At 67.2% G+C, this 19,452-nt stretch carries 15 protein-coding genes and 1 pseudogene; 7 read left to right on the top strand and 9 right to left on the bottom strand.

Translation table 11 applies throughout. From position 1 onward, the window contains the following. The first annotated feature begins 103 nt into the window (after positions 1-103). From AC1RNQ_RS10855 to AC1RNQ_RS10840, 4 genes are all read left to right on the top strand, one after another. The gene (locus tag AC1RNQ_RS10855; RefSeq protein WP_493171149.1) at positions 104-892 is read left to right on the top strand and encodes a uracil-DNA glycosylase family protein; all 789 of its coding nucleotides are present in this window, start codon (positions 104-106) and stop codon (positions 890-892) included. Between the two features lie 3 nt (positions 893-895). Further along, entirely contained in the window at positions 896-2,641 is a 1,746-nt protein-coding gene (locus AC1RNQ_RS10850) for a lytic transglycosylase domain-containing protein (protein ID WP_493171148.1), read from the top strand. Continuing rightward, on the top strand, positions 2,631-3,155 hold the full coding sequence (gene moaB / locus AC1RNQ_RS10845) for a molybdenum cofactor biosynthesis protein B (protein ID WP_493171147.1): 525 nt from the start codon (positions 2,631-2,633) through the stop codon (positions 3,153-3,155). The genes AC1RNQ_RS10850 and moaB overlap by 11 nt, the downstream gene beginning before the upstream one ends. 172 nt (positions 3,156-3,327) lie before the next feature. Next, entirely contained in the window at positions 3,328-4,416 is a 1,089-nt protein-coding gene (locus AC1RNQ_RS10840) for a PA0069 family radical SAM protein (protein ID WP_493171146.1), read from the top strand. Here the strand turns inward: AC1RNQ_RS10840 and AC1RNQ_RS10835 are convergent. Both AC1RNQ_RS10835 and dnaE read right to left on the bottom strand, forming a co-directional pair. Beyond that, positions 4,413-6,017 (bottom strand): long-chain fatty acid--CoA ligase, encoded by a 1,605-nt coding sequence (locus AC1RNQ_RS10835; protein WP_493171145.1) that lies wholly within the window; start codon positions 6,015-6,017, stop codon positions 4,413-4,415. The genes AC1RNQ_RS10840 and AC1RNQ_RS10835 overlap by 4 nt on opposite strands. A 200-nt stretch (positions 6,018-6,217) precedes the next feature. Beyond that, a complete protein-coding gene (gene dnaE / locus AC1RNQ_RS10830) occupies positions 6,218-9,709 on the bottom strand; it encodes a DNA polymerase III subunit alpha (RefSeq protein ID WP_493171144.1) in 3,492 nt (1,163 codons plus the stop codon). A 138-nt stretch (positions 9,710-9,847) separates the two neighbouring features. Here dnaE and AC1RNQ_RS10825 point away from each other — a divergent pair, with 138 nt between their 5' ends. Continuing rightward, a complete protein-coding gene (locus AC1RNQ_RS10825; protein WP_493171143.1) occupies positions 9,848-10,462 on the top strand; it encodes a Yip1 family protein in 615 nt (204 codons plus the stop codon). A gap of 187 nt (positions 10,463-10,649) precedes the next feature. On the opposite strand, the gene AC1RNQ_RS10820 is transcribed toward AC1RNQ_RS10825, so the two are convergent. The 7 genes from AC1RNQ_RS10820 to tpiA form a co-directional block, all read right to left on the bottom strand. Beyond that, positions 10,650-11,126: a glutathione peroxidase gene (locus AC1RNQ_RS10820; protein ID WP_493171142.1), complete on the bottom strand. Its 477-nt coding sequence runs from the start codon at positions 11,124-11,126 to the stop codon at positions 10,650-10,652. 30 nt (positions 11,127-11,156) lie between these two features. Next, on the bottom strand, positions 11,157-11,831 hold the full coding sequence (locus AC1RNQ_RS10815) for an ABC transporter ATP-binding protein (RefSeq protein ID WP_493171141.1): 675 nt from the start codon (positions 11,829-11,831) through the stop codon (positions 11,157-11,159). Then, positions 11,824-13,074 (bottom strand): lipoprotein-releasing ABC transporter permease subunit, encoded by a 1,251-nt coding sequence (locus AC1RNQ_RS10810; protein ID WP_493171140.1) that lies wholly within the window; start codon positions 13,072-13,074, stop codon positions 11,824-11,826. Before AC1RNQ_RS10810 ends, AC1RNQ_RS10815 begins: the two co-directional genes overlap by 8 nt. Positions 13,075-13,452: 378 nt before the next feature. Further along, complete coding sequence (locus AC1RNQ_RS10805) at positions 13,453-14,139, bottom strand: Crp/Fnr family transcriptional regulator (protein ID WP_493171139.1); 687 nt, start codon at positions 14,137-14,139, stop codon at positions 13,453-13,455. A 32-nt stretch (positions 14,140-14,171) separates the two neighbouring features. Beyond that, on the bottom strand, positions 14,172-15,803 hold the full coding sequence (gene pyrG, locus AC1RNQ_RS10800) for a CTP synthase (protein WP_493171138.1): 1,632 nt from the start codon (positions 15,801-15,803) through the stop codon (positions 14,172-14,174). Between the two features lie 118 nt (positions 15,804-15,921). Then, positions 15,922-16,371 carry a preprotein translocase subunit SecG gene (gene secG / locus AC1RNQ_RS10795; RefSeq protein WP_493171137.1) on the bottom strand — a complete coding sequence of 150 codons (450 nt, stop codon included), beginning with the start codon at positions 16,369-16,371 and terminating at the stop codon, positions 15,922-15,924. Between the two features lie 237 nt (positions 16,372-16,608). Continuing rightward, positions 16,609-17,355: a triose-phosphate isomerase gene (gene tpiA / locus AC1RNQ_RS10790; RefSeq protein ID WP_493171136.1), complete on the bottom strand. Its 747-nt coding sequence runs from the start codon at positions 17,353-17,355 to the stop codon at positions 16,609-16,611. A 154-nt stretch (positions 17,356-17,509) separates the two neighbouring features. Between tpiA and AC1RNQ_RS10785 the strand changes: the two are divergent. Both AC1RNQ_RS10785 and AC1RNQ_RS10780 read left to right on the top strand, forming a co-directional pair. Further along, a pseudogene (locus AC1RNQ_RS10785) lies at positions 17,510-17,947 on the top strand (SurA N-terminal domain-containing protein); the annotation flags it as partial. Between the two features lie 99 nt (positions 17,948-18,046). Continuing rightward, on the top strand, positions 18,047-19,450 hold the full coding sequence (locus tag AC1RNQ_RS10780) for a peptidyl-prolyl cis-trans isomerase (RefSeq protein ID WP_493171365.1): 1,404 nt from the start codon (positions 18,047-18,049) through the stop codon (positions 19,448-19,450). Positions 19,451-19,452: the final 2 nt, after the last annotated feature.

Below are 19,452 nucleotides of genomic sequence, written 5' to 3'. Positions count from 1 at the left end.
GCCGTCCCTGCGCGGACATTCATCGTGCCCTGCGCTCATTCTGTCACGAAATGCGATGCCCGCCAATTGACGCGTCCGTCAACTGCCTGTTTGAAACAAATCGATGGGTGGGAAAAATTCAGCCTTGCTGGCGCAAAGCTATAGCGACTGGTGGTCGCTGGCGGGCGTCGAGGCGCTGGTGGGCGAAACACCGGCGGGATGGCTTGCTGCGCCCCCCGCAAACGACCCTGCCCCTGCGCGCCCCAAAATGGCAGTCGCAGCCGAACCCGAGCAGGTCCCGCTCCCCGCCGCGCTCCAGCGCCAGGAGGTGGCGGAAGCCCCCGTCGCCAGGGGCCCGGTCGAGCTCCCCGCCGAATGGGCCGCCTTCCAAAGCTGGCTCGCCGAACATCCGGGCGTCCCCGGCAGCCAGTGGGACGCGCGCCGTGTCCTGCCCGCCGGCGAGCCCGGCGCGTCGCTGATGCTGCTCACCGCCTGGCCCGAAATCGACGACCAGCGCGAGGGCACGCTCTTCGCCGGTCCCGCGGGCAAGCTGCTCGACGCGATACTCCGCGCGATCGGCACGACGCGCGAGCAATGCTATCTCGCCAGCCTCGCGGTCACGCGTCCGCCCGGCGGGCGCTGCGACGAAGCGGCCACGGCCGATCTCGACCGGCTGCTCTGGCACCACCTCCGCCTCGCCCGCCCCGGCCGCCTGCTGCTCGTCGGCAGCGACATCGTCCGCATGGCGGCGAAAATCGCGCTGCCCGACGCGCGCGGAAGGTTACTCGATATTAACCAAGATGGCGGCAAGGTGGAGGCGGTGGCAATCGCGCATCCCGCGATGCTGCTCGCCCGGCCGGCCCAGAAAGCGGCCGCCTGGGATAGTCTCAAACTGTTCAACCGGGGACGTTGACAGATGAAAAAAACCACGGCTCTCGCCGCCGCCCTCCTGTTTTCCGCCGCCAGCCCGGCGATCGCCGCCGACGCGGGCGATCCGATCGCGATGGCGCCGCAGACCGTGCCGCCGGTGCTGTCGGCGAAGCAGAAGCAGCTCTATTCGCAAGTGGTGAGCGCGATCCGCGGCCAGCGCTGGGCCGAGGCCAGGGCGCTGCTCGACGGCGCAGAAAACGGCCCGCTCAATGATTTCCTGCGCGCCGAGCTGCTGGTCGCGCCGAACAGCCCCAAGGCCGAAGTCGCCGACATCATGCCGATCCTGGCGCGCTCGCCGAACCTGCCGCAGGCCGAACAGCTCGGCCGCCTCGCGGCGAAGCGCGGCGCGACCGACATCCCCGCGCTCCCCTATCAGACGCGGCTCAGCTGGGCGGGCAGCGCCCCGCGCCGCGTCGGCGCCGACAGCGTCAGCGACCCCTTCGCGAACGGCCTCGCCAGCAGCATCCCCGAGCGCATCAAGAACGACGACCCCGCGGGCGCCGAGGCTTTGCTCAACGCGGTGATCGACAAGCTCAGCCCGCAGGCGCGCGCCGAATGGCAGCACAAGGTCGCCTGGTCCTATTATATCGAGAATGACGATGCGAATGCGCTGCGCCTGTCGCTCGCCTGCACGCAGAATGGCGGTGCCTGGGCGACGCAGGGTGCGTGGACGCAAGGCCTCGCCGCGTGGCGCCTGCGCGATTACCGCACCGCGCTGATCGCCTTCGACCGCGTCGCGAAAGAAGCCCCCGACAGCGAGCTGCGCGCCGCGGCCCATTATTGGGCGTCGCGCGCCGCGATGGCGGCGGGCGAACCCGCCTCGGTCCAGCCGCGCCTCCGCGCCGCTGCCGCGAACGAGGAAACCTTCTACGGCCTGCTCGCCGCCGAGACGCTCGGCGACGGTGTCGTGGGCCAGCAGACCGCCCGTCCCGACCGCAGCGCCTGGCGCGCGCTCGAGGAACAGCCCAATGTCCGCGCCGCGATCGCGCTCGCCGAGATCGGCGAGGAGCAATATGCCGGCGAGGCCCTCCGCCACCAGGCGCGCATCGGCAGCGCCGACCAGCACGAACGGCTGGTCGCCATCGCCAATGCCTTGAGCCTGCCCGAAACCCAGCTCTGGCTTGCGCATAACACCCCGCAGGGGCGCAAGCTGTCAGCCTCGACCCGATATCCGCAGCCCAAATGGGAGCCCAACGGCGGCTGGCGCGTCGACCCCGCGTTGGTCTTTGCCCACACCCTCCAGGAATCGCGCTTCCAGCGCGCCGCGGTCAGCGGTGCGGGCGCGATGGGGCTGATGCAGGTGCGCCCCGGCACCGCGCGCGACCTCGCGCGCTGGAACGGCGACGCGAGCGGCCCCGGGGACCTCAAGACTCCCGCGGTCAACATGGACTTCGGCCAGCGCTACCTCGAATATCTCAGCCGCGACGGCTCGACCGGCGGTCAGCTGCCGAAAGTGATTGCGGCTTATAACGCCGGCCCCGCGCCGATCGCGCGCTGGCAGACCGAGGTGCGCGACGGCGGCGATCCTTTGCTCTACATCGAATCGATCCCCTATTGGGAAACGCGCGGCTATGTCGGCATCGTGCTGCGCAACTACTGGATGTACGAAGCGCAGCAGGGCAAGCCCTCGGTCAGCCGCGCCGCGCTGGCGCAGGGCAAATGGCCGCGCTTCCCCGACACCAAGGACCGGGTGCGGCTAAGCTACGCGCCCGGCCTCGCCAATGCCGATTGACGAAAGCCTTGCGTTCAAGCCGGTCCGCATCGCGGCACTGACCATCTCGGACAGCCGCAGCGCGGCCGACGACCGCTCGGGCGACGCGCTCGTCGAGCTGCTCACCGGCGCAGGCCACATCCTCGCCGACCGCGCAATCATCCGCGACGAAAAATCGCTGATCGTCTCGCGTCTCCACAACTGGATCGACGATCCCGGGGTCGATGTGGTGATCACCACCGGCGGCACCGGAGTCACCGGCCGCGACGTCACCCCGGAGGCGCTGCACGCGCTCGACGGCAAGGACATCCCGGGCTTCGGCGAACTCTTCCGCTGGCTGAGCTACCAGACGATCGGTACCTCGACGATCCAGTCGCGCGCCTGCGCGGTGGTCGCGCGCGGCACCTACATCTTCGCGCTCCCCGGCTCGACCGGGGCAGTGAAGGACGCGTGGAACGGCATCCTGTCGACCCAGCTGGACTCTCGGCATAAGCCCTGCAACTTCGTAGACCTGATCCCGCGGTTGACCGAATAAGCGACCCTATAATTCGCCACAAACCGTCACCCCGGGCTTGACCCGGGGTCTGCCTTCTCTTGCAGAAAAAGGCGGATCCCGGGTCAAGCCCGGGATGACGAGGATAGAGCGGATGTCCGATTTCGGACTTTTTGTTCTTCCTTTGTTCTATTCGGCGCGATATCCTCCCCCGGTGGAATCGTCCAAACCCCTGCCCCCCATCGCCGGCCGCGGTGCGCCGACCAACCTCCGCCCGACCCGCACCGGCTCGCTCGCGCGCGAGGCCGATCGAGATTGGCTCGACGAAGCCGAACAAATCGACGGCGCCGCGCCGCGGCTGCGCACCACCGTCACCGTCGAGCATCCCAGGACGATCATCGCGCGCAACGCTTCGCCCGACATCGGCTTCGACCGCTCGATCAACCCCTATCGCGGTTGCGAGCATGGCTGCATCTATTGCTTTGCGCGCCCGACCCACGCCTTTCACGATCTCTCGCCCGGGCTCGATTTCGAGAGCAAGCTCTTCGCCAAGCCCGACGCCGCCAAGCTCCTCCGCGCCGAACTGGCAAAACGCAACTACAAGGCCGCGCCGCTCGCGATCGGGACCAACACCGACGGCTACCAGCCGATCGAGCGCGAATGGGGCATCACGCGCGGCGTGATCGAGGTGCTGGCCGAAACGAAACATCCGCTGATCGTCACCACCAAGTCCGACCGCGTGCTGCGCGACATCGACCTCTTGAGCCAGATGGCAAAGGACAATCTCGTCGGCGTCGCGGTCTCGGTCACCACGCTCGACCCCGCCGTCGCGCGCACGCTCGAACCGCGCGCCCCGCACCCCCGCCGCCGCCTCGCCGCGATCCGGGCGCTGATCGACGCGGGCGTGCCGACGCAGGTCAATATCTCGCCGATCATCCCCGCGATCACCGATCACGAGATCGAAGCGATCGTGAAGGCGGCGGCCGACGCGGGCGCGATCCGCGCCTCCTACATATTGATGCGCTTGCCTTACGAGGTCGCCCCGCTGTTCCGCGCCTGGCTCGCGGCGCATTATCCCGACCGCGCCGACAAGGTGATGCACATGGTGCAGGACATCCGCGGCGGCCGCGACAACGATCCCGATTTCTTCACCCGCATGCGCGGCCACGGGGTCTGGGCCCAGCTCATCCGCACCCGCATCAAACGCGCCGCGCGCGAACATGGGATGGACAAGAGCTTCCCCCCGATCCGCAGCGACCTGTTCCGGCCGCCGGAAAGAGACGGGCAGATGGAGCTGTTCTAGGCTTCCGCCAGCGACTTCAGCTTATAATCCTTATAATCGTCGCGGATCTGCCGCTTCAATATCTTGCCCGTCGCGGTGTGCGGCAGTTCGTCGACGAACACCACCTCGTCGGGCAGCCACCATTTGGCGACCTTGTCCTTGAGATAATCGACGATCACCGCCTCGCTCGTCTCGGCGCCCGGCTTCCTGACGATCAGCAAGATCGGCCGTTCGTCCCATTTGGGATGATAGACCCCGACCGCCGCGGCCTCCTGCACTCCCGGCGCGCCGACCGCAGCATTTTCGAGCTCGATCGAGCTGATCCACTCGCCGCCCGACTTGATCACGTCCTTCGCGCGGTCGGTGATCTGCATGACCCCGTCGGGGTGGATCACCGCGACATCGCCGGTGTCGAACCAGTCGTCGGCGTCGGTCGCATCCTCGCCCGCCTTGAAATAGCGCCGGATGATCCACGGCCCGCGGATCTGCAGCCGCCCGCTCGTCTCGCCGTCGCGCGGCAGCAGCCGGTCCTCGTCGTCGACGATACGCAGTTCGACCCCGAAGGGCGGGCAGCCCTGCTTCGCGACATTGTCGACCTTCTCCTCGAAGCTCATCGCGTCCCAGTTCCACGGGCGCTTGCCCATCGTCCCGATCGGGCTCGTCTCGGTCATGCCCCAGGCGTGCGCGACCTCGATATCGTCCTTCATGAAGCGCTCGATCATCGCGCGCGGACACGCCGAGCCGCCGATGATCACGCGTTTGAGCTTGCCGTAACCGATGCCGGTGGCGTCCATATGCGCGAACATCGCGATCCACACCGTCGGCACCCCAGCGCTGTGCGTCACGCCCTCATTGTGGATCAGGTCGCACAATATCTGCGCATCGTTGCTCGCCGAAAAGACCAGCTTCGCCCCCACCGTCGCCGCGGCGAAGGGGATGCCCCAGCTGTTGGCGTGGAACATCGGCACGATCGGCAGCACTACGCTGCGGTTCGCCATGTCGAACACGTCGGGCTGAATCTCGGTGATCGCGTGGATGACGTTCGAACGATGCTCGTAGAGCACGCCCTTGGGATTGCCCGTCGTCCCGCTGGTGTAGCAGAGCCCGACCGGGTCGCGTTCGTCGAGTTCGACCCATTCGAAGCTGCCGTCCTCGGCGTCGACCAGGTCGCGGTACGATTTGTAATCGCCCTGCGCCGGCGCATCGAACAAGACAAAATGCTCGACGGTCTTGAGCTCGGGGCGCAGCCGCTCGACGATCGGCAGGAACATCGCGTCGAAGAACAAAGCCCGGTCCTCGGCGTGGTTGATGATATAGATCAGCTGCTCGTCGAACAGCCGCGGGTTCACCGTGTGCAGCACGCCCCCAAGGCCCGCGCTGCCGTACCAACTGACGAGGTGATGGCCGTGGTTCATCGCCAGCGTCGCGATGCGATCGCCCTTGGTCACGCCCAGCCGCGTCATCGCCGCGGCGAAGCGGCGCGCATCCTTTCCGACCTCGCCCCAAGTCGATCGCGTCATGCTGCCGTCGGCCCAGCGCGAGACGATCTCGCGCCCGCCATGCTCGCGCGCGGCATGATCGATCAAGCTGGTGACGAGTAACGGCTGGCCCTGCATTCCCATTTCGGCATCCTCTTTGTGGTTTTGCCTTGGATAAGGCGGGGAATGCCGTGGGCGCAAGGGGCAAGGAAGCCCCTCCCCTTCAGGGGAGGGGTTGGGGTGGGGTCCATCGGTCTTGCGCAAGGCCGATGGACCCCACCCGCTGCGACTAGGCAGCAAGCTGCCAAGTCTCGCTGCCCTCCCCTGAAGGGGAGGGCGTCAAATCAGCCCCGCACCCGGAAATCCTTGGCCGCCGCGAGCGACAGCCGGGGCTCGACCACGCCCGCGACCAGTTCGAGCCGCGCGACGAGGTCGGGGTCGAGCGCGAAGCGGCGGCCGAGGTTGATGCGGATGTCGCGCCCCGTGTCGGGATCGAGCGTCATCACGATGATCGCGCCGCGCGCATCGTCGCGCCGCTCGACGAGCCGCGCCAGCTCGGCGACCGCCTCCACCGCCTCGATCCGGCATTCGAGCTGCAGCGCCGCGGTCGCCGCGATGTCGGCGAGCGGCTGCGCGCCGCGCACCGTGACGCGCGGCGTCTCCTCGCCTTCGAGCAGGTCGAGCTCGACCGACAGCATCGCGCAGCCGCCGAAACCCGCCAGCGTTTCCAGCACCTTGCCCGCCTGTTCGTCGAAGCAGCTCGACTGGAACTGCCCGCTGCGGTCCGACAAGGTCAGGTTCAAGAAGCGGTTGCCACGCTGCGACATGCGCGGGCGCGCGCTTTCGACCATCGCCGCCATCACCATCGGGATGCGTGTCCCCGGCGTCATCGCGACATTGGCGCAGATATCGCCATAGCTGCGCGCGCCGCGCGCGACGACGATCGCCTCATATTGCTCGACCGGGTGCGCCGAGAAATAGAAGCCGAACGCTTCCTTCTCGCGCGTCATCCGCTCGCCGAGCGTCCAAGGCTCGGCCGCGGGCAATTGCAGCGCGGGCGCCAGATCGACGTCGCCGCCGAACAGCCCGCCCTGCCCCGTCGAACGTTCGTGCGCCGAATTGTTTGCGCAGGCGAGCAAGGCCTCGGCACCGGCATAGGCGCGCGGCCGCTCGGGCTCGACCGGGTCGAAGGCGCCCGCGCCGGCAAGCGCCTCGATCTGGCGCCGGTTGAGCTGCTTCGGGTCGATCCGCCCTGCAAAATCGTCGAGGCTCGCGAAATCGCCATGCGCGCGGCGTTCGGCGACCAGTGCCTCCATCGCCTTCTCGCCGACGCCCTTGAGCGCGCCGAGCGCATAGCGCACCGCGAGCTCGCCATCGGCCTCGCCGACCGAAAAATCGGCCTCGCTGTCGTTGACCGACGGCGGCGCGATACCGACGTTCAGCCGCCGCATATCGTCGATGAACACCGACAATTTGTCGGTCTGGTGGCTGTCGAACGACATCGATGCCGCGAAAAATTCATGCGGATGATGCGCCTTCAGCCACGCCGTCTGGTACGACAGCAAGGCGTAAGCGGCGGCATGGCTCTTGTTGAAGCCATAGCCCGCGAATTTGTCGATCAAGTCGAACAGCTCGTTCGCCGCCTTGGGCGCGATCTGGTTATGCTCGCCGCAGCCCTTGACGAAGGTCTCGCGCTGCGCGTCCATCTCGGCCTGGACCTTTTTGCCCATCGCGCGGCGCAGCAGGTCGGCGCCGCCGAGGCTGTAGCCCGCCAGGATCTGCGCCGCCTGCATCACCTGTTCCTGATAGACGAAGATGCCATAGGTTTCGGCGAGGATTCCCTCGAGCAAGGGGTGCGGATAGGCGATCGCCTCGCGCCCGTTCTTGCGCGCGCCGAACAGCGGGATATTGTCCATCGGCCCCGGGCGATAGAGCGCGACGAGCGCGATGATGTCGCCGAAATTGGTCGGTTTCACCGCCGACAGCGTCCGCCGCATGCCTTCGGATTCCAGCTGGAACACCCCGACCGTCTCGCCGCGCTGGAGCAGTTCGTAAACGGCGGGATCGTCCCACGCGAGCGTATCGAGATCGACGTCGATCCCGCGCAGCGCGAGCAGCCGCCGCGCCTCTTTCAGCACCGACAGCGTCTTCAAACCCAGGAAGTCGAATTTCACCAGCCCCGCGCTCTCGACATATTTCATGTCGAACTGCGTCACCGGCATGTCCGAGCGCGGGTCGCGATAGAGCGGCACGAGCTGGTCGAGCGGGCGGTCGCCGATCACCACCCCCGCGGCGTGGGTCGAGCTGTGCCGCGGCAGGCCTTCCAGCTGGCGCGCCATGTCGAACAGCCGCCGCACGCCGTCGTCCTGCTTATATTCGGTCATCAATTCGGCGACGCCGTTCAGCGCGCGGTCGAGCGTCCAGGGATCGGTCGGATGGTTGGGCACCAGCTTCGCGAGCCGGTCGACCTGGCCATAGCTCATCTGCAGCACGCGCCCGGTGTCCTTGAGCACCGCGCGCGCTTTCAGCTTACCGAAGGTGATGATCTGCGCGACGGTATCGCGGCCGTATTTCTCCTGCACATAGCGGATCACCTCGCCGCGCCGCGTTTCGCAGAAGTCGATGTCGAAGTCGGGCATCGACACGCGCTCGGGGTTGAGGAAGCGTTCGAACAGCAGACCGAGCTTCAACGGATCGAGGTCGGTGATCGTCAGCGCCCAGGCGACGACGCTGCCCGCGCCCGAACCGCGCCCCGGCCCCACCGGAATATCGTGCGTCTTGGCCCATTTGATGAAGTCGGCGACGATCAGGAAATAGCCGGGGAAGCCCATCTGGACGATGACCCCGACCTCGAAGTCGAGCCGTTCGACATAGGCCTGACGATCCTCCGCCGACAGATCGGCGATGAGCGCCAGCCGCGTCTCCAATCCCGCGCGCGCGTCGGCGGCGAGCTGCGCCGCCTCGCCCTCGCGGTCGCCCGCGAGGCTCGGCAGGATGGGGCTGCGCTTCGGCGCCATATAGGCGCAGCGCTGCGCGATCACGACGCTGTTGCGGATCGCCTCGGGCAGGTCGCTGAACGCGTCCTCCATCGCCTCGGCGGGCTTCAGCCAGGCTTCGGGGCTCGATACGCGCCGGTCCTCGCTCTCGACATAGGCCGATTGCGCGATGCACAGCATCGCGTCGTGCGCGGCGTGGAACTGCGGCTCGACGAAGGAGGCCGGGTTGGTCGCGACCAGCGGCAGCGCGCGCGCATAGGCCATCTCGACCAGCGCCTTTTCGGCCGCTTTCTCCGCCGCATCGCCGCGCCGCGAGAGCTCGATATAGAGCCGCCCGCCGAACAAGGCCTCGAGCTGCTCGACATAAGCCTCGGCGGCGGTCTGCTGTTCGCCCGCGAGCAACCGCGTCAGCGCGCCTTCGCCGCCGCCGGTCAGGCAGATCAGCCCGTCGGTCCGGCCCGCGAGCGATGGCAGGGTGACATGCGGGTCCTGCTCGACCGGCCGCCCGAGGTGCGCCGCCGACACGAGCGCGCACAGATTGTCGTAGCCCGTCTCGTCCTGCGCATAGAGCGCGAGCCAGTCGATCTGCGGCGCACCGTTCGCCAGCAGCGGCCCCGGCCGCGCGACGCTCAGGTAAATGCCGACGATCGGCTGGACGCCCGCCGCCTTGCACGCCTCGCCGAACGCCATCGCGCCGTAGAGCCCGTTGCGGTCGCAGATCGCCACCGCCGGAAAGCCGCGCTCGCGCGCCGCTTTCGCAATCGCCTTGGGGTCGATGGCCCCTTCGAGCATCGTATAGCTGGAAAAGACGCGCAGGGGGACAAAGGGGCTGTAGGCCATCGGATGACGCTACCGTGACAGGCGCGATTCGGCCATGCTCAATCGCGCGGCCCGCTTCGCCGAAATGGCCTTTTCATTGCATCCGCCCGCAATCCATGCCCCAATCGCGTTCATCGAAACAGCAAGGGGAAAGTGACCATGACGAACGGTTCCGCCAGCCTGATCGAACGAGCCAAGGCAATGATATTGCGTCCTAAAAGCGAGTGGCAGGTCGTCGCGACCGAACCCGACTCGGCGCAGGGCATCTTCATGCGCTACGTCGTCCCCCTCGCCGCAATCGGCCCGATCGCCGGTTTTATCGGCATGCAGGTCTTCGGTTTCCAGGCGTTCGGCGTCAGTTTCAAACCCAGCCTGATGGCCGGGCTGACGCAGGCGATCGTCTCCTATGTGCTCGCCCTCGTCGCGATTTGGGTGGTCACCTTCATCATCGACGCGCTGGCGCCGTCGTTCGGCGGCACCTCCGACCGCACGCAGGCGATGAAGCTCGCGGCCTATTCATCGACCGCCGGCTATCTCGGCGGCATATTCGGGCTGGTCCCGGCGATCGCGCTGCTGAGCCTGCTCGCCATGCTCTACGGCCTCTACCTGCTCTATCTGGGCGCCACGCCGGTGATGAAGGTGCCGCAGGACCGCGCGGTCATCTTCGTGATCATCATCATCGTCGCGACGATCGCCGCCTATCTCGTCATCGGCATGATCACCAGCGCGATCACCGCGCCGATGATGGCGCCGCCGGCGGTGACGATCAGTTAGCGGACATGCTGTGACCCAAAATCCTCTCCCCTTCAGGGGAGAGGATAGCGCAGCTTGCTCCCGTCAGGAGCTAGCGAAGCTTGGAGAGGGGCATAACCGCCAGCGCGCGGAAACCCCCTCTCAACTGCGGCTAGGCAGCAAGCTGCAAGCCTGCGTATCTCTCCCCTGAAGGGGAGAGAGCAGCCCCCTACCCCAGCAATTCCTCGATCTCTTTGCGCAACTGCTCGGGCTTGGTCGTCGGCGCGTGGCGCGACACGACCTTGCCGTCGCGGCCGACCAGGAATTTGGTGAAATTCCACTTGATCCCGCTGCCCAGCAGCCCGGTCTTTTCCTTCTTCAAATGCTTGAAGATCGGATCGGCATTGTCGCCATTGACGTCGATCTTGGCCATCAACGGAAAGGACACGTCGTAGGTCAGCGAGCAGAAATTGGCGATTTCCGCCGCATCGCCGGGCTCCTGCGCGCCGAACTGGTTGCACGGAAAGGCGAGGATCTCCAGCCCGCGATCCTTGTAATCGCGGTACAGCTCCTCCAGCCCCTCATATTGCGGGGTGAAGCCGCATTTCGACGCGGTGTTGACGATCAGCAGCACCTTGCCCTCGTAATCGGCCAGCGACTGCATGGCCCCGCCCGGCAGCTTCGCCGAAAGATCATAAAGCCCCATTCCGCCCTCCCCTGATTTCCACCATCAACATCACGCCTCGATCCGCCCCTCGTGCAAGCGCAGCACGCGGTCCATCTTCGCCGCCAGCCGCTCGTTGTGCGTCGCGACCAGCGCCGCCGAGCCATGGTCGCGCACCAGCGCGACGAACTGGTCGAACACCTTGTCCGCCGTCGCCTCGTCGAGATTGCCCGTCGGCTCGTCGGCGAGCACCAGCAGCGGCCGGTTCGCCAGCGCGCGCGCCACCGCGACGCGCTGCTGCTCGCCGCCCGACAGCTTGCTCGGCTTGTGGTGCAGCCGCTCGCCCAGCCCCAGCCGTGTCAGCAGCTCCCCGGCGCGCTCCTCGGCCTCGGCCTGACCCGTTCCCCGGATCAGCTGCGGCAGCACGACATTCTCGACCGCGTTGAAATCGGGCAACAAATGGTGGAACTGATAGACGAAACCGATCTTCTCCCGCCGCGTCCTGGTCCGCGCATCCTGGTCGAAGCGCGTCACATCCTCGCCGTCGATCATGATCTTGCCGCCAAAGCCGCCCTCAAGCAGGCCGACCGCCTGCAGCAAAGTCGACTTGCCCGACCCCGACGGGCCGAGCAGCGCGACGATCTCGCCGGGGCGCAGCCGCGCGTCGACCCCGCGCAGCACGTCGATCCGCACCCCCGCTTGCTCGAAATGGCGGGTCAGCTGGGTGAGGTGCAGCACGTCATTCATAACGCAGCACCTGCACCGGATCGGTATTCGCGGCCTTGAACGCAGGATAGAGCGTCGCGAGGAAGCTGAAGACGATCGTCATCACGACGACCACGCCGATCTCGACCGGGTTGGGTTTCGACGGCAGTTCGGTCAGGAAGCGCACCGACGGATCCCACAGATTCTGGCCCGAGAGATAGCCGATCCCGGCCAATATCCCCTTGCGGAAGAACAGCAGGGTAAAGCCGAGCACCAGCCCGACCAATGTGCCGCCGACGCCGATCGAGACCCCGATCGCGACGAATATCCGCAGCACCGAATTGCGCGGCGCCCCCATCGTGCGGATGATCGCGATGTCGCGCGTCTTGGCGCGCACCAGCATGATCAGCGACGACACGATGTTGAACGCCGCGACCAGGATGATCAGCGACAGGATCACGAACAAGGCGACGCGCTCGACCGACAGCGCCTCGAACAGGCTGCTGTTCATCGACCGCCAGTCGGAGACCACCGCCTGCGCCGCCAGTTTCTGCGCCAGCGGGTCGAGTATCTCGCCTACCCTGTCGGCATCCTCGGTCTGCACCTTGATCAGCCCGATCTGGTCGCCGGTCAGCAACAGCAATTGCGCATCGGCCATCGGCATGATGATATAGGTCTTGTCGAAGTCGTAGACCCCGATCTCGAAGATCGCGCCGACGCGGTAGCTGATCTCGCGCGGCACCGTGCCGAACGGCGTCGAGCGGCCCGCCGGATTGATGATCGTGATCTGCGATCCGACGGTCGCGCCCAGATTGCGCGCCAGCTCGGAGCCCAGCGCGACCTCGCCCGATCCGTCGGTCAGCCGCGCCAGGCTGCCCGCCTTGACCTCGCCCTTCAATATGTCGTTGTTGCGGATGTCGGCGACCAGCATGCCGCGCACCGCCACCCCCTCGACGCGGCCGTTGAAGGTGGTGAGCAAGGGCTGTTCGACGATCGGCGTCGCCGACGTCACCCCGGGCGTCGCGCGCACTTCCTTCAGCACGTCGCGCCAATTGTCGATGCGCCCGCCGAAGCCCTGCACGACCGCATGGCCGTTGAGCCCGACGATCTTGTCGAACAGCTCGCCGCGCACGCCGTTCACGACGCTCATCACGATGACGAGCGACGCGACGCCGATCATGACCGCGACGAAGCTGAACGCCGCGGCGACGAAGATGAAACCCTCGCCGCGATGCGGAAGCAGATAGCGTTTGAAGATGGTGCGCTCGTACGGACGCAGGATCATGAGCGGGTCGGTCCCTCGAACCGGCGGGAAAAGGCGGTCATAGCGCCGCTTTAGGGGGCCGCTCGGGCGCTGGCAATGGCTGCCGTCGCCGCAATCTCCTTGCGAGCGATTCGCAAAATCTGTTGCCCATCGGCCACAGCCCTGCGCAAAAGCATCGCATACTAACCGCCAGAGGGTGACAAGCCGCCCCCGGGGGCCTAGCCCAATGACTTCTGGATCACGCGGCTAAAGGCCCGGTTCCGGGGAGTGTGGACGCTTCGCCTCGTCCACGCAAAAGGGGGATGGCGGTAGTTCGTCACAGGCGCCCGGGTCTCAGCAGAGGCCCGGGCGTTGTGATTCCGGCGCGAAGCGTCGCCCCCGCGAAGGCGGGGGTCCAGGTCAACCTTCAGATTCGCTGATATCCTCAAGCATGTCGGTATCGAGCACGCGCACCCGCCCCTGTTCGAGCGAGATGATCCCCGATTCCTCCCAGCTTCGCAGCTGCCGGTTGATGTGCTCGCGGCTCATCCCCGCAAAATTGCCGAGTTCGGTCTGGCTGAGTTCGACGCGGTGCGTCGTGTCGGGGCTGTCCTTGCGAATCAGGCGCTTCAAATAGCGCGCGAGCCGCGGGCCCGAGGCATAGGCACGATCGCTCTCGATCGTCTGGTCGGCGGTGCGCAGCCGCCGCGCGAGCTGCTGCATCAGTGACCAGGCGAATTCGGGATGGCTGGTGACGAAGTCGCGCAGCGCGTTGCGGCCGAGCTGCAAGCCCCCGCCCGCGCTGGTTGCGGTCACCGACGCGGTGCGCTCGCCGCCGTCGAGCAGCGCGATCTCGCCGAGCACCGCGCCGGGCTCGGCATAGGCAAGCACGATCTCGCGCCCGCCGGCGGTCAGCATCGACACGCGCGCGGTGCCGCTGGTCAGGATCAGCAGGCTGTCGCCCGGGTCGCCCTGGCAGAGCAATTCCTTGCCCTTGCCGAACTGGACCTGCACCGCGCGGCCCGCGATATCGGCCCAATCCTGGACCGTCAGGCCGGAAAATATGCTGTCGGGGCCCTGCAGTTCGGCGAGTTTCGCATGATCCATAAGCCCCGGTTTCCCCTGTTAAAGCGTGACGCTTACACCAGCCGGCTGTGCTTCACCGCCGCTTCGATGAACCCCGCGAACAACGGGTGCGGGTCGAAGGGCTTCGACTTGAGCTCCGGATGGAATTGCACCCCAATGAACCACGGATGGTCAGGTCTTTCAACGATTTCGGGTAGCATGCCGTCGGGCGACATGCCCGAGAAGACCAGCCCGCCCGATTCCAGCCGGTCGCGGTACGCGCCATTGACCTCGTAGCGGTGGCGGTGGCGCTCGCTGATGTCGTTCGCGCCATAGACCGCCGCGACATGGCTGTTCGGCGACAGTTTCGCCTCATAGGCGCCCAGCCGCATCGTACCGCCGAGGTCGGTATCGGCGCCGCGCTGCTGCAGCCCCTCCGCGCTCATCCATTCGGTAATCATGCCGACCACCGGCTCGTCGGTCTTGCCGAATTCGGTGCTCGACGCGTCCGCGATGCCGCTGGTGTTCCGTGCCCCCTCGATGCACGCCATCTGCATGCCGAGGCAGATGCCGAAGAAGGGCACACCCCGTTCGCGCGCAAAACGCACGCTCGAAATCTTGCCCTCCGACCCGCGCTCGCCAAAGCCGCCGGGGACGAGAATGCCGTGCAGCGGCTCGAGATTCTCGGCGAGATTGCCGTCATTCTCGAACATCTCGGCGTCGAGCCAGCGGATGTTGACCTTGACCCGGTTCGCCATGCCGCCATGAACGAGGGCCTCATTGAGCGACTTATAGGCGTCGGGCAGCGAGACATATTTGCCGACGACGCCGATCGTGACCTCGCCCTCGGGGTGCTGCTTGCGGTCCATGATGTCGAACCAGCGCGTCAGGTCGGGCGCCGGCGCGTCGTGGATACCGAAGGCGCGCAGCACTTCGTCGTCGAGCCCCTCGCCATGATATTGCACCGGCACCGAATAGATCGAGTCAGCGTCGAGCGCCGGGATCACCGCTTCTTTCCGCACGTTGCAGAATTGCGCGATCTTGGCGCGCTCGCCCTCGGGCAGCGGCCGTTCGCAGCGGCAGAGCAAGATGTCGGGCTGGACGCCGAGCGATGCCAGTTCGCGCACGCTGTGCTGCGTCGGCTTGGTCTTCAATTCGCCCGCGGCGGCGATGTACGGCACCAAAGTGACATGGACCGACAGCGTCTTGTCGCGCCCCTCTTCGTTGCGCAGCTGGCGGATCGCCTCGATGAACGGCAGCGATTCGATGTCGCCCACCGTGCCGCCGATTTCGCACAGGACAAAGTCGAGGTCGTCGAGTTCGGCTCTGGCAAAAGCCTTAATCGCATCGGTGACGTGCGGGACGACCTGGACCGTCGCGCCGAGGTAATCGCCCCGACGTTCCTTGGTGATGATCTGCTGGTAGATGCGGCCCGAGGTGACGTTGTCGCTCTGCCGCGCCGCGACGCCGGTGAAGCGCTCATAATGGCCGAGGTCGAGGTCGGTCTCCGCCCCGTCGTCGGTCACATAGACTTCGCCATGCTGATAGGGCGACATCGTACCCGGATCGACGTTGAGATAGGGATCGAATTTCCGGATGCGGACGCGATAGCCACGCGCTTGCAGCAAAGCGGCGAGGCTTGCCGCCATCAGACCTTTGCCAAGCGAGGAGACCACGCCGCCGGTGATAAAAATGAACCGCGCCATGGGAGGAAAGACTTACTCAAAAGGAGGGGGACGGCGCAAGCCGTCGAATCGCCTGCCGCGGAAATAATCCGCTGCAGGCGAATGCGGGGGTGCGGGAAGCGCCGCGCGGCGCCGCCGCTTATTTCTTGGCGGGTGCCGGGGTCTCGGCGGGCGGCGCGCCTGCCGCGGCAGCGGCGGCGAGCGGGTCGTCGCTGGGCAGCGCCTGCGTGGCGCCGGTCGCGGGAGCGCCAGTTGCCGGAGCTTGGGCCGGACCGGTCAGCGGCGACGCGCCGCCGGTGACCGGAGTGGCCTGGCCGGCTTTCGACAGCGAGGTGTCGATCGTCGAACCGCCCGAACCGCGCACCGAGGCCATCGCCGCGAGGATGATCGACAGCGCGACGAAGGCGGTGGCGAGGATGGTGGTCGCGCGCGTCATGAAATCCGCCGCGCCGCGCGCGGAAAGCAGGCCCGCGGGGCTACCGCCGACGCCGAGCCCGCCGCCTTCCGACTTCTGCATCAGGATGACCCCGATCATCGCCGCGGCGACGACGGCCTGGACGACGAGCAGGAAGGTGAAGAGGTTCGACATCGATAGTTCCCGGAAAATCTGTGAGGCCGTCATGCAGCCGATCTGGCGGTGCACATAGAGAGGGCGGGCGATTTCTTCAACCCGCGAAGGATCGCGCGTGACCGCACGCCGAACGAGCAGCCTCATACGCCCACCCTTTTGTCCGTTCGTGTCGAGCGAAGTCGAGACACGCGACCGTATGCTCTCCCCACACGTATCTCGACTTCGCTCGATACGAACGGGGTTGGGAGGCCGGGCCTAAAGCCCTGCCCCCGCCGCCACGATCGGCAGGAATTTCGCCGCGGTCAGGCTCGCGCCGCCGACCAGCGCGCCGTCGACGTTGCCCGCACCGAGCAATTCGGCGGCATTCTCGCCATTCACCGAACCGCCGTACAGCAGCCGCATCGCCTCCGCCCCCGCGCCGATCCGCGCGGCCAGCGCCGCGCGGATCGCACCGTGCATCGCCGCGACGTCTTCCACCGTGGGGACAAGCCCGGTCCCGATCGCCCAGATCGGCTCATAGGCGATCGCGAGGAGCGCGGGGTCGAAGTCCCCCGGCAGCGATTCGCGCACCTGCGCCAGCACATGGTCGATCGCCCCGCCCGACTCGCGCACCGCGCGCGGCTCGCCGACGCACAGGATTACATCAAGCCCCGCCGCAAGCGCCGCCTCGGCCTTGGCCTTCACGTCGGCATCGCCTTCGCCGCAGCCCTCGCGCCGCTCGCTGTGCCCGACGATCACCAGCGTCGCGCCGGCATCGACCAGCATCGGTGCCGCGACCGACCCGGTATAGGCGCCCGACGCCGCGGCGTGGCAGTCCTGCCCGCCGATCGCGGCATCGGGCAGCGCCGCCGCCATCGCGCCGATCAGCGTGAAGGGCGGGCAGATCGCGACGTCGACCGCCGGATGCTCGCCCGCCGCGGCGAAAATCGCGCGCGCTTCGGCGACCGCGCCCGACAGCCCGTTCATCTTCCAGTTGCCGACCACATATTTGCGCCGCGCCATCTTCGCTCCCTCCAATATCTCTGCCTGTCGCCGCCCTAGCGGCGCGCGGGCGCCATAGGCAAGCCGCCTTTCCCGCCTTGATGCCATCGCCGGTCCCGCCTAAAGCCGCACCGAACCGCGCGTCCGCGCGCCCGCTCGAAAGAATGCCCGCTCGATGATTACCGCGATCCGCAGCCTCTTTTCCTCCACGCTCGGCAAGGTCATCGCCCTCGCCTTCATCGGTCTCATCGGCGTGCTCTTCGCATTGAGCGACGTGGGCAACACGGGCTTCGGCGGCGGTATGGGCGACACGACCGTCGCCGATGTCGGCGACGAGCAGATCGGCCTCGCCGAACTGCGCCAGAGCATCCAGCAGGCCTATGACCGTGCGCGCGAGCAGCAACCCGGCCTGACGCGCGAAGCCTTTATCGAGGAGGGCGGCTTCGACCTCGTGCTCGAGGATGTGATCCAGGGCGCGGCCTTCCGCCAGTTCGCGCGCGACCTCGGCTTCGGGGTCAGCAAACGCCTCGTCGACGGGCAGATCGCCGACGCCTTCGCCGGCGTGTCGGGCAGCTTCGACCAGACGCGCTACAACGCCTATCTGCGCGAAAGCGGCACCAGCGAGATGCAGCTCCGCCGCAATTTCGAAACCTTGCTGCTGATGCAGCAGCTGGGCGCGCCCGCCGGCACCATGCCGCGCACCGGCAACGCCATGGCCTTTCCTTACGCGGCGCTGCTCGTCGAGGAACGCCGCGGCCAGGCGACCTTCATCCCCGCCAGCGCCTTCGCGCCCGCCAGCGATCCGGGCGACGCGGTGCTGCAGAAGCACCTCAAGGGCAACCGCTCGCGCTTCAGCATCCCCGAGCGCCGGATCCTGCAATATGCGGTGTTCGACCGCAACGTTGCGCCGGCTCCCGCGGTGACCGACAAGGAAATCGCCGATCTCTACAAGGCGAATGCCGCGCGCTTCGCCGCCAGCGAGACGCGCCGCTTCATGCAGGTGATCGCCCCCGACCAGGCCGCCGCCAACGCCATCGCCACGAAAGTGCGCGGCGGCACCTCGCTTGCCGCCGCCGCGCAGGCCGCGGGGCTGACCGCCGCGCCGTCGGGCGACGTGACGCAGAGCGCCTATTCGGGGCTGACCAACGCCGCCGCGGCCAAGGCCGCCTTCGCCGCCAAGCGCGGCGACGTGCTCGGCCCGACGCAGACCGACCTCGGCTGGTCGGTCGCGCAGGTCGACGCGATCACCGCCACCGCGGCGAAGACGCTGGCCGAGGCGACCCCCGAAATCCGCGCCCAGCTCGAAAAGAACAAGGCCGAAGAGGCGCTGATCACCTATTACAACGCCGTCCAGGACGCGGCGAACAGCGGCGTGTCGATCGAGGAGATCGCCGGCGACCGCAAGCTGACGCTGGTCGAGACCCCGGCGCTGTTGCCCAGCGGCCGCGCCCCCGCCCAGCCGACCTATGCGCTCCCCGCCGACCTCGCGCCGATGATGGCGCAGGCCTTCCAGGGCGCCAGCGAGGGCGAGACGCATCTTGCACAGCTCGTCGAGAACGAGAAATTCGCGGTCTATGCGGTCAAGTCGATCGTCGCCGCGGCGCCGCCGCCCTTCGCGCAGATCCGCGGCGACCTGCTCGCCGACTGGAAACTGGCGCAGGGGCAGAAGGTCGCGCGCGACAAGGCGCGGGCAATCGTCAAGGCGTTCGAGGGCAAGGCGAGCTTCGCCGACGCGGTGCGCGCCGCCGGGCCCGAGGTCGGCAGCATCCAGACGATCGGCGGGCGCCGCGGCGAACTCGGCCGCAACGGCGAGCGCGTGCCCCCCGAACTCGCGCTGCTCTTCTCGATGGCACCGAACACCGTCAAGACGCTGGAGATTCCCGGCAATCGCGGCTGGATGGTGCTCCAGCTCGGCGAGGTCAAGCGCCCCGAAGCGAAGGAGGTCGATCCCAGGCTCGTGGCTGGCCTCTCGCAATCGCTCTCCAAGCAGTTCGGCCCCGAACTCGCCGAACAGCTGATCGCCGAGGCGAAGCGCCGCGTCGGGGTGAAGATCAACCAGAAGCTGGTCAAACTGCTGCGCGACGAACTGACCGGTAAAACGCCGGTCGCGCAATAAGC

This window comes from Sphingopyxis sp. GW821-FHT12F08 (assembly GCF_058806755.1).
Note: the sequence above shows the minus strand (reverse complement) of the source record. Positions and strands in the feature narration are given on the sequence as shown.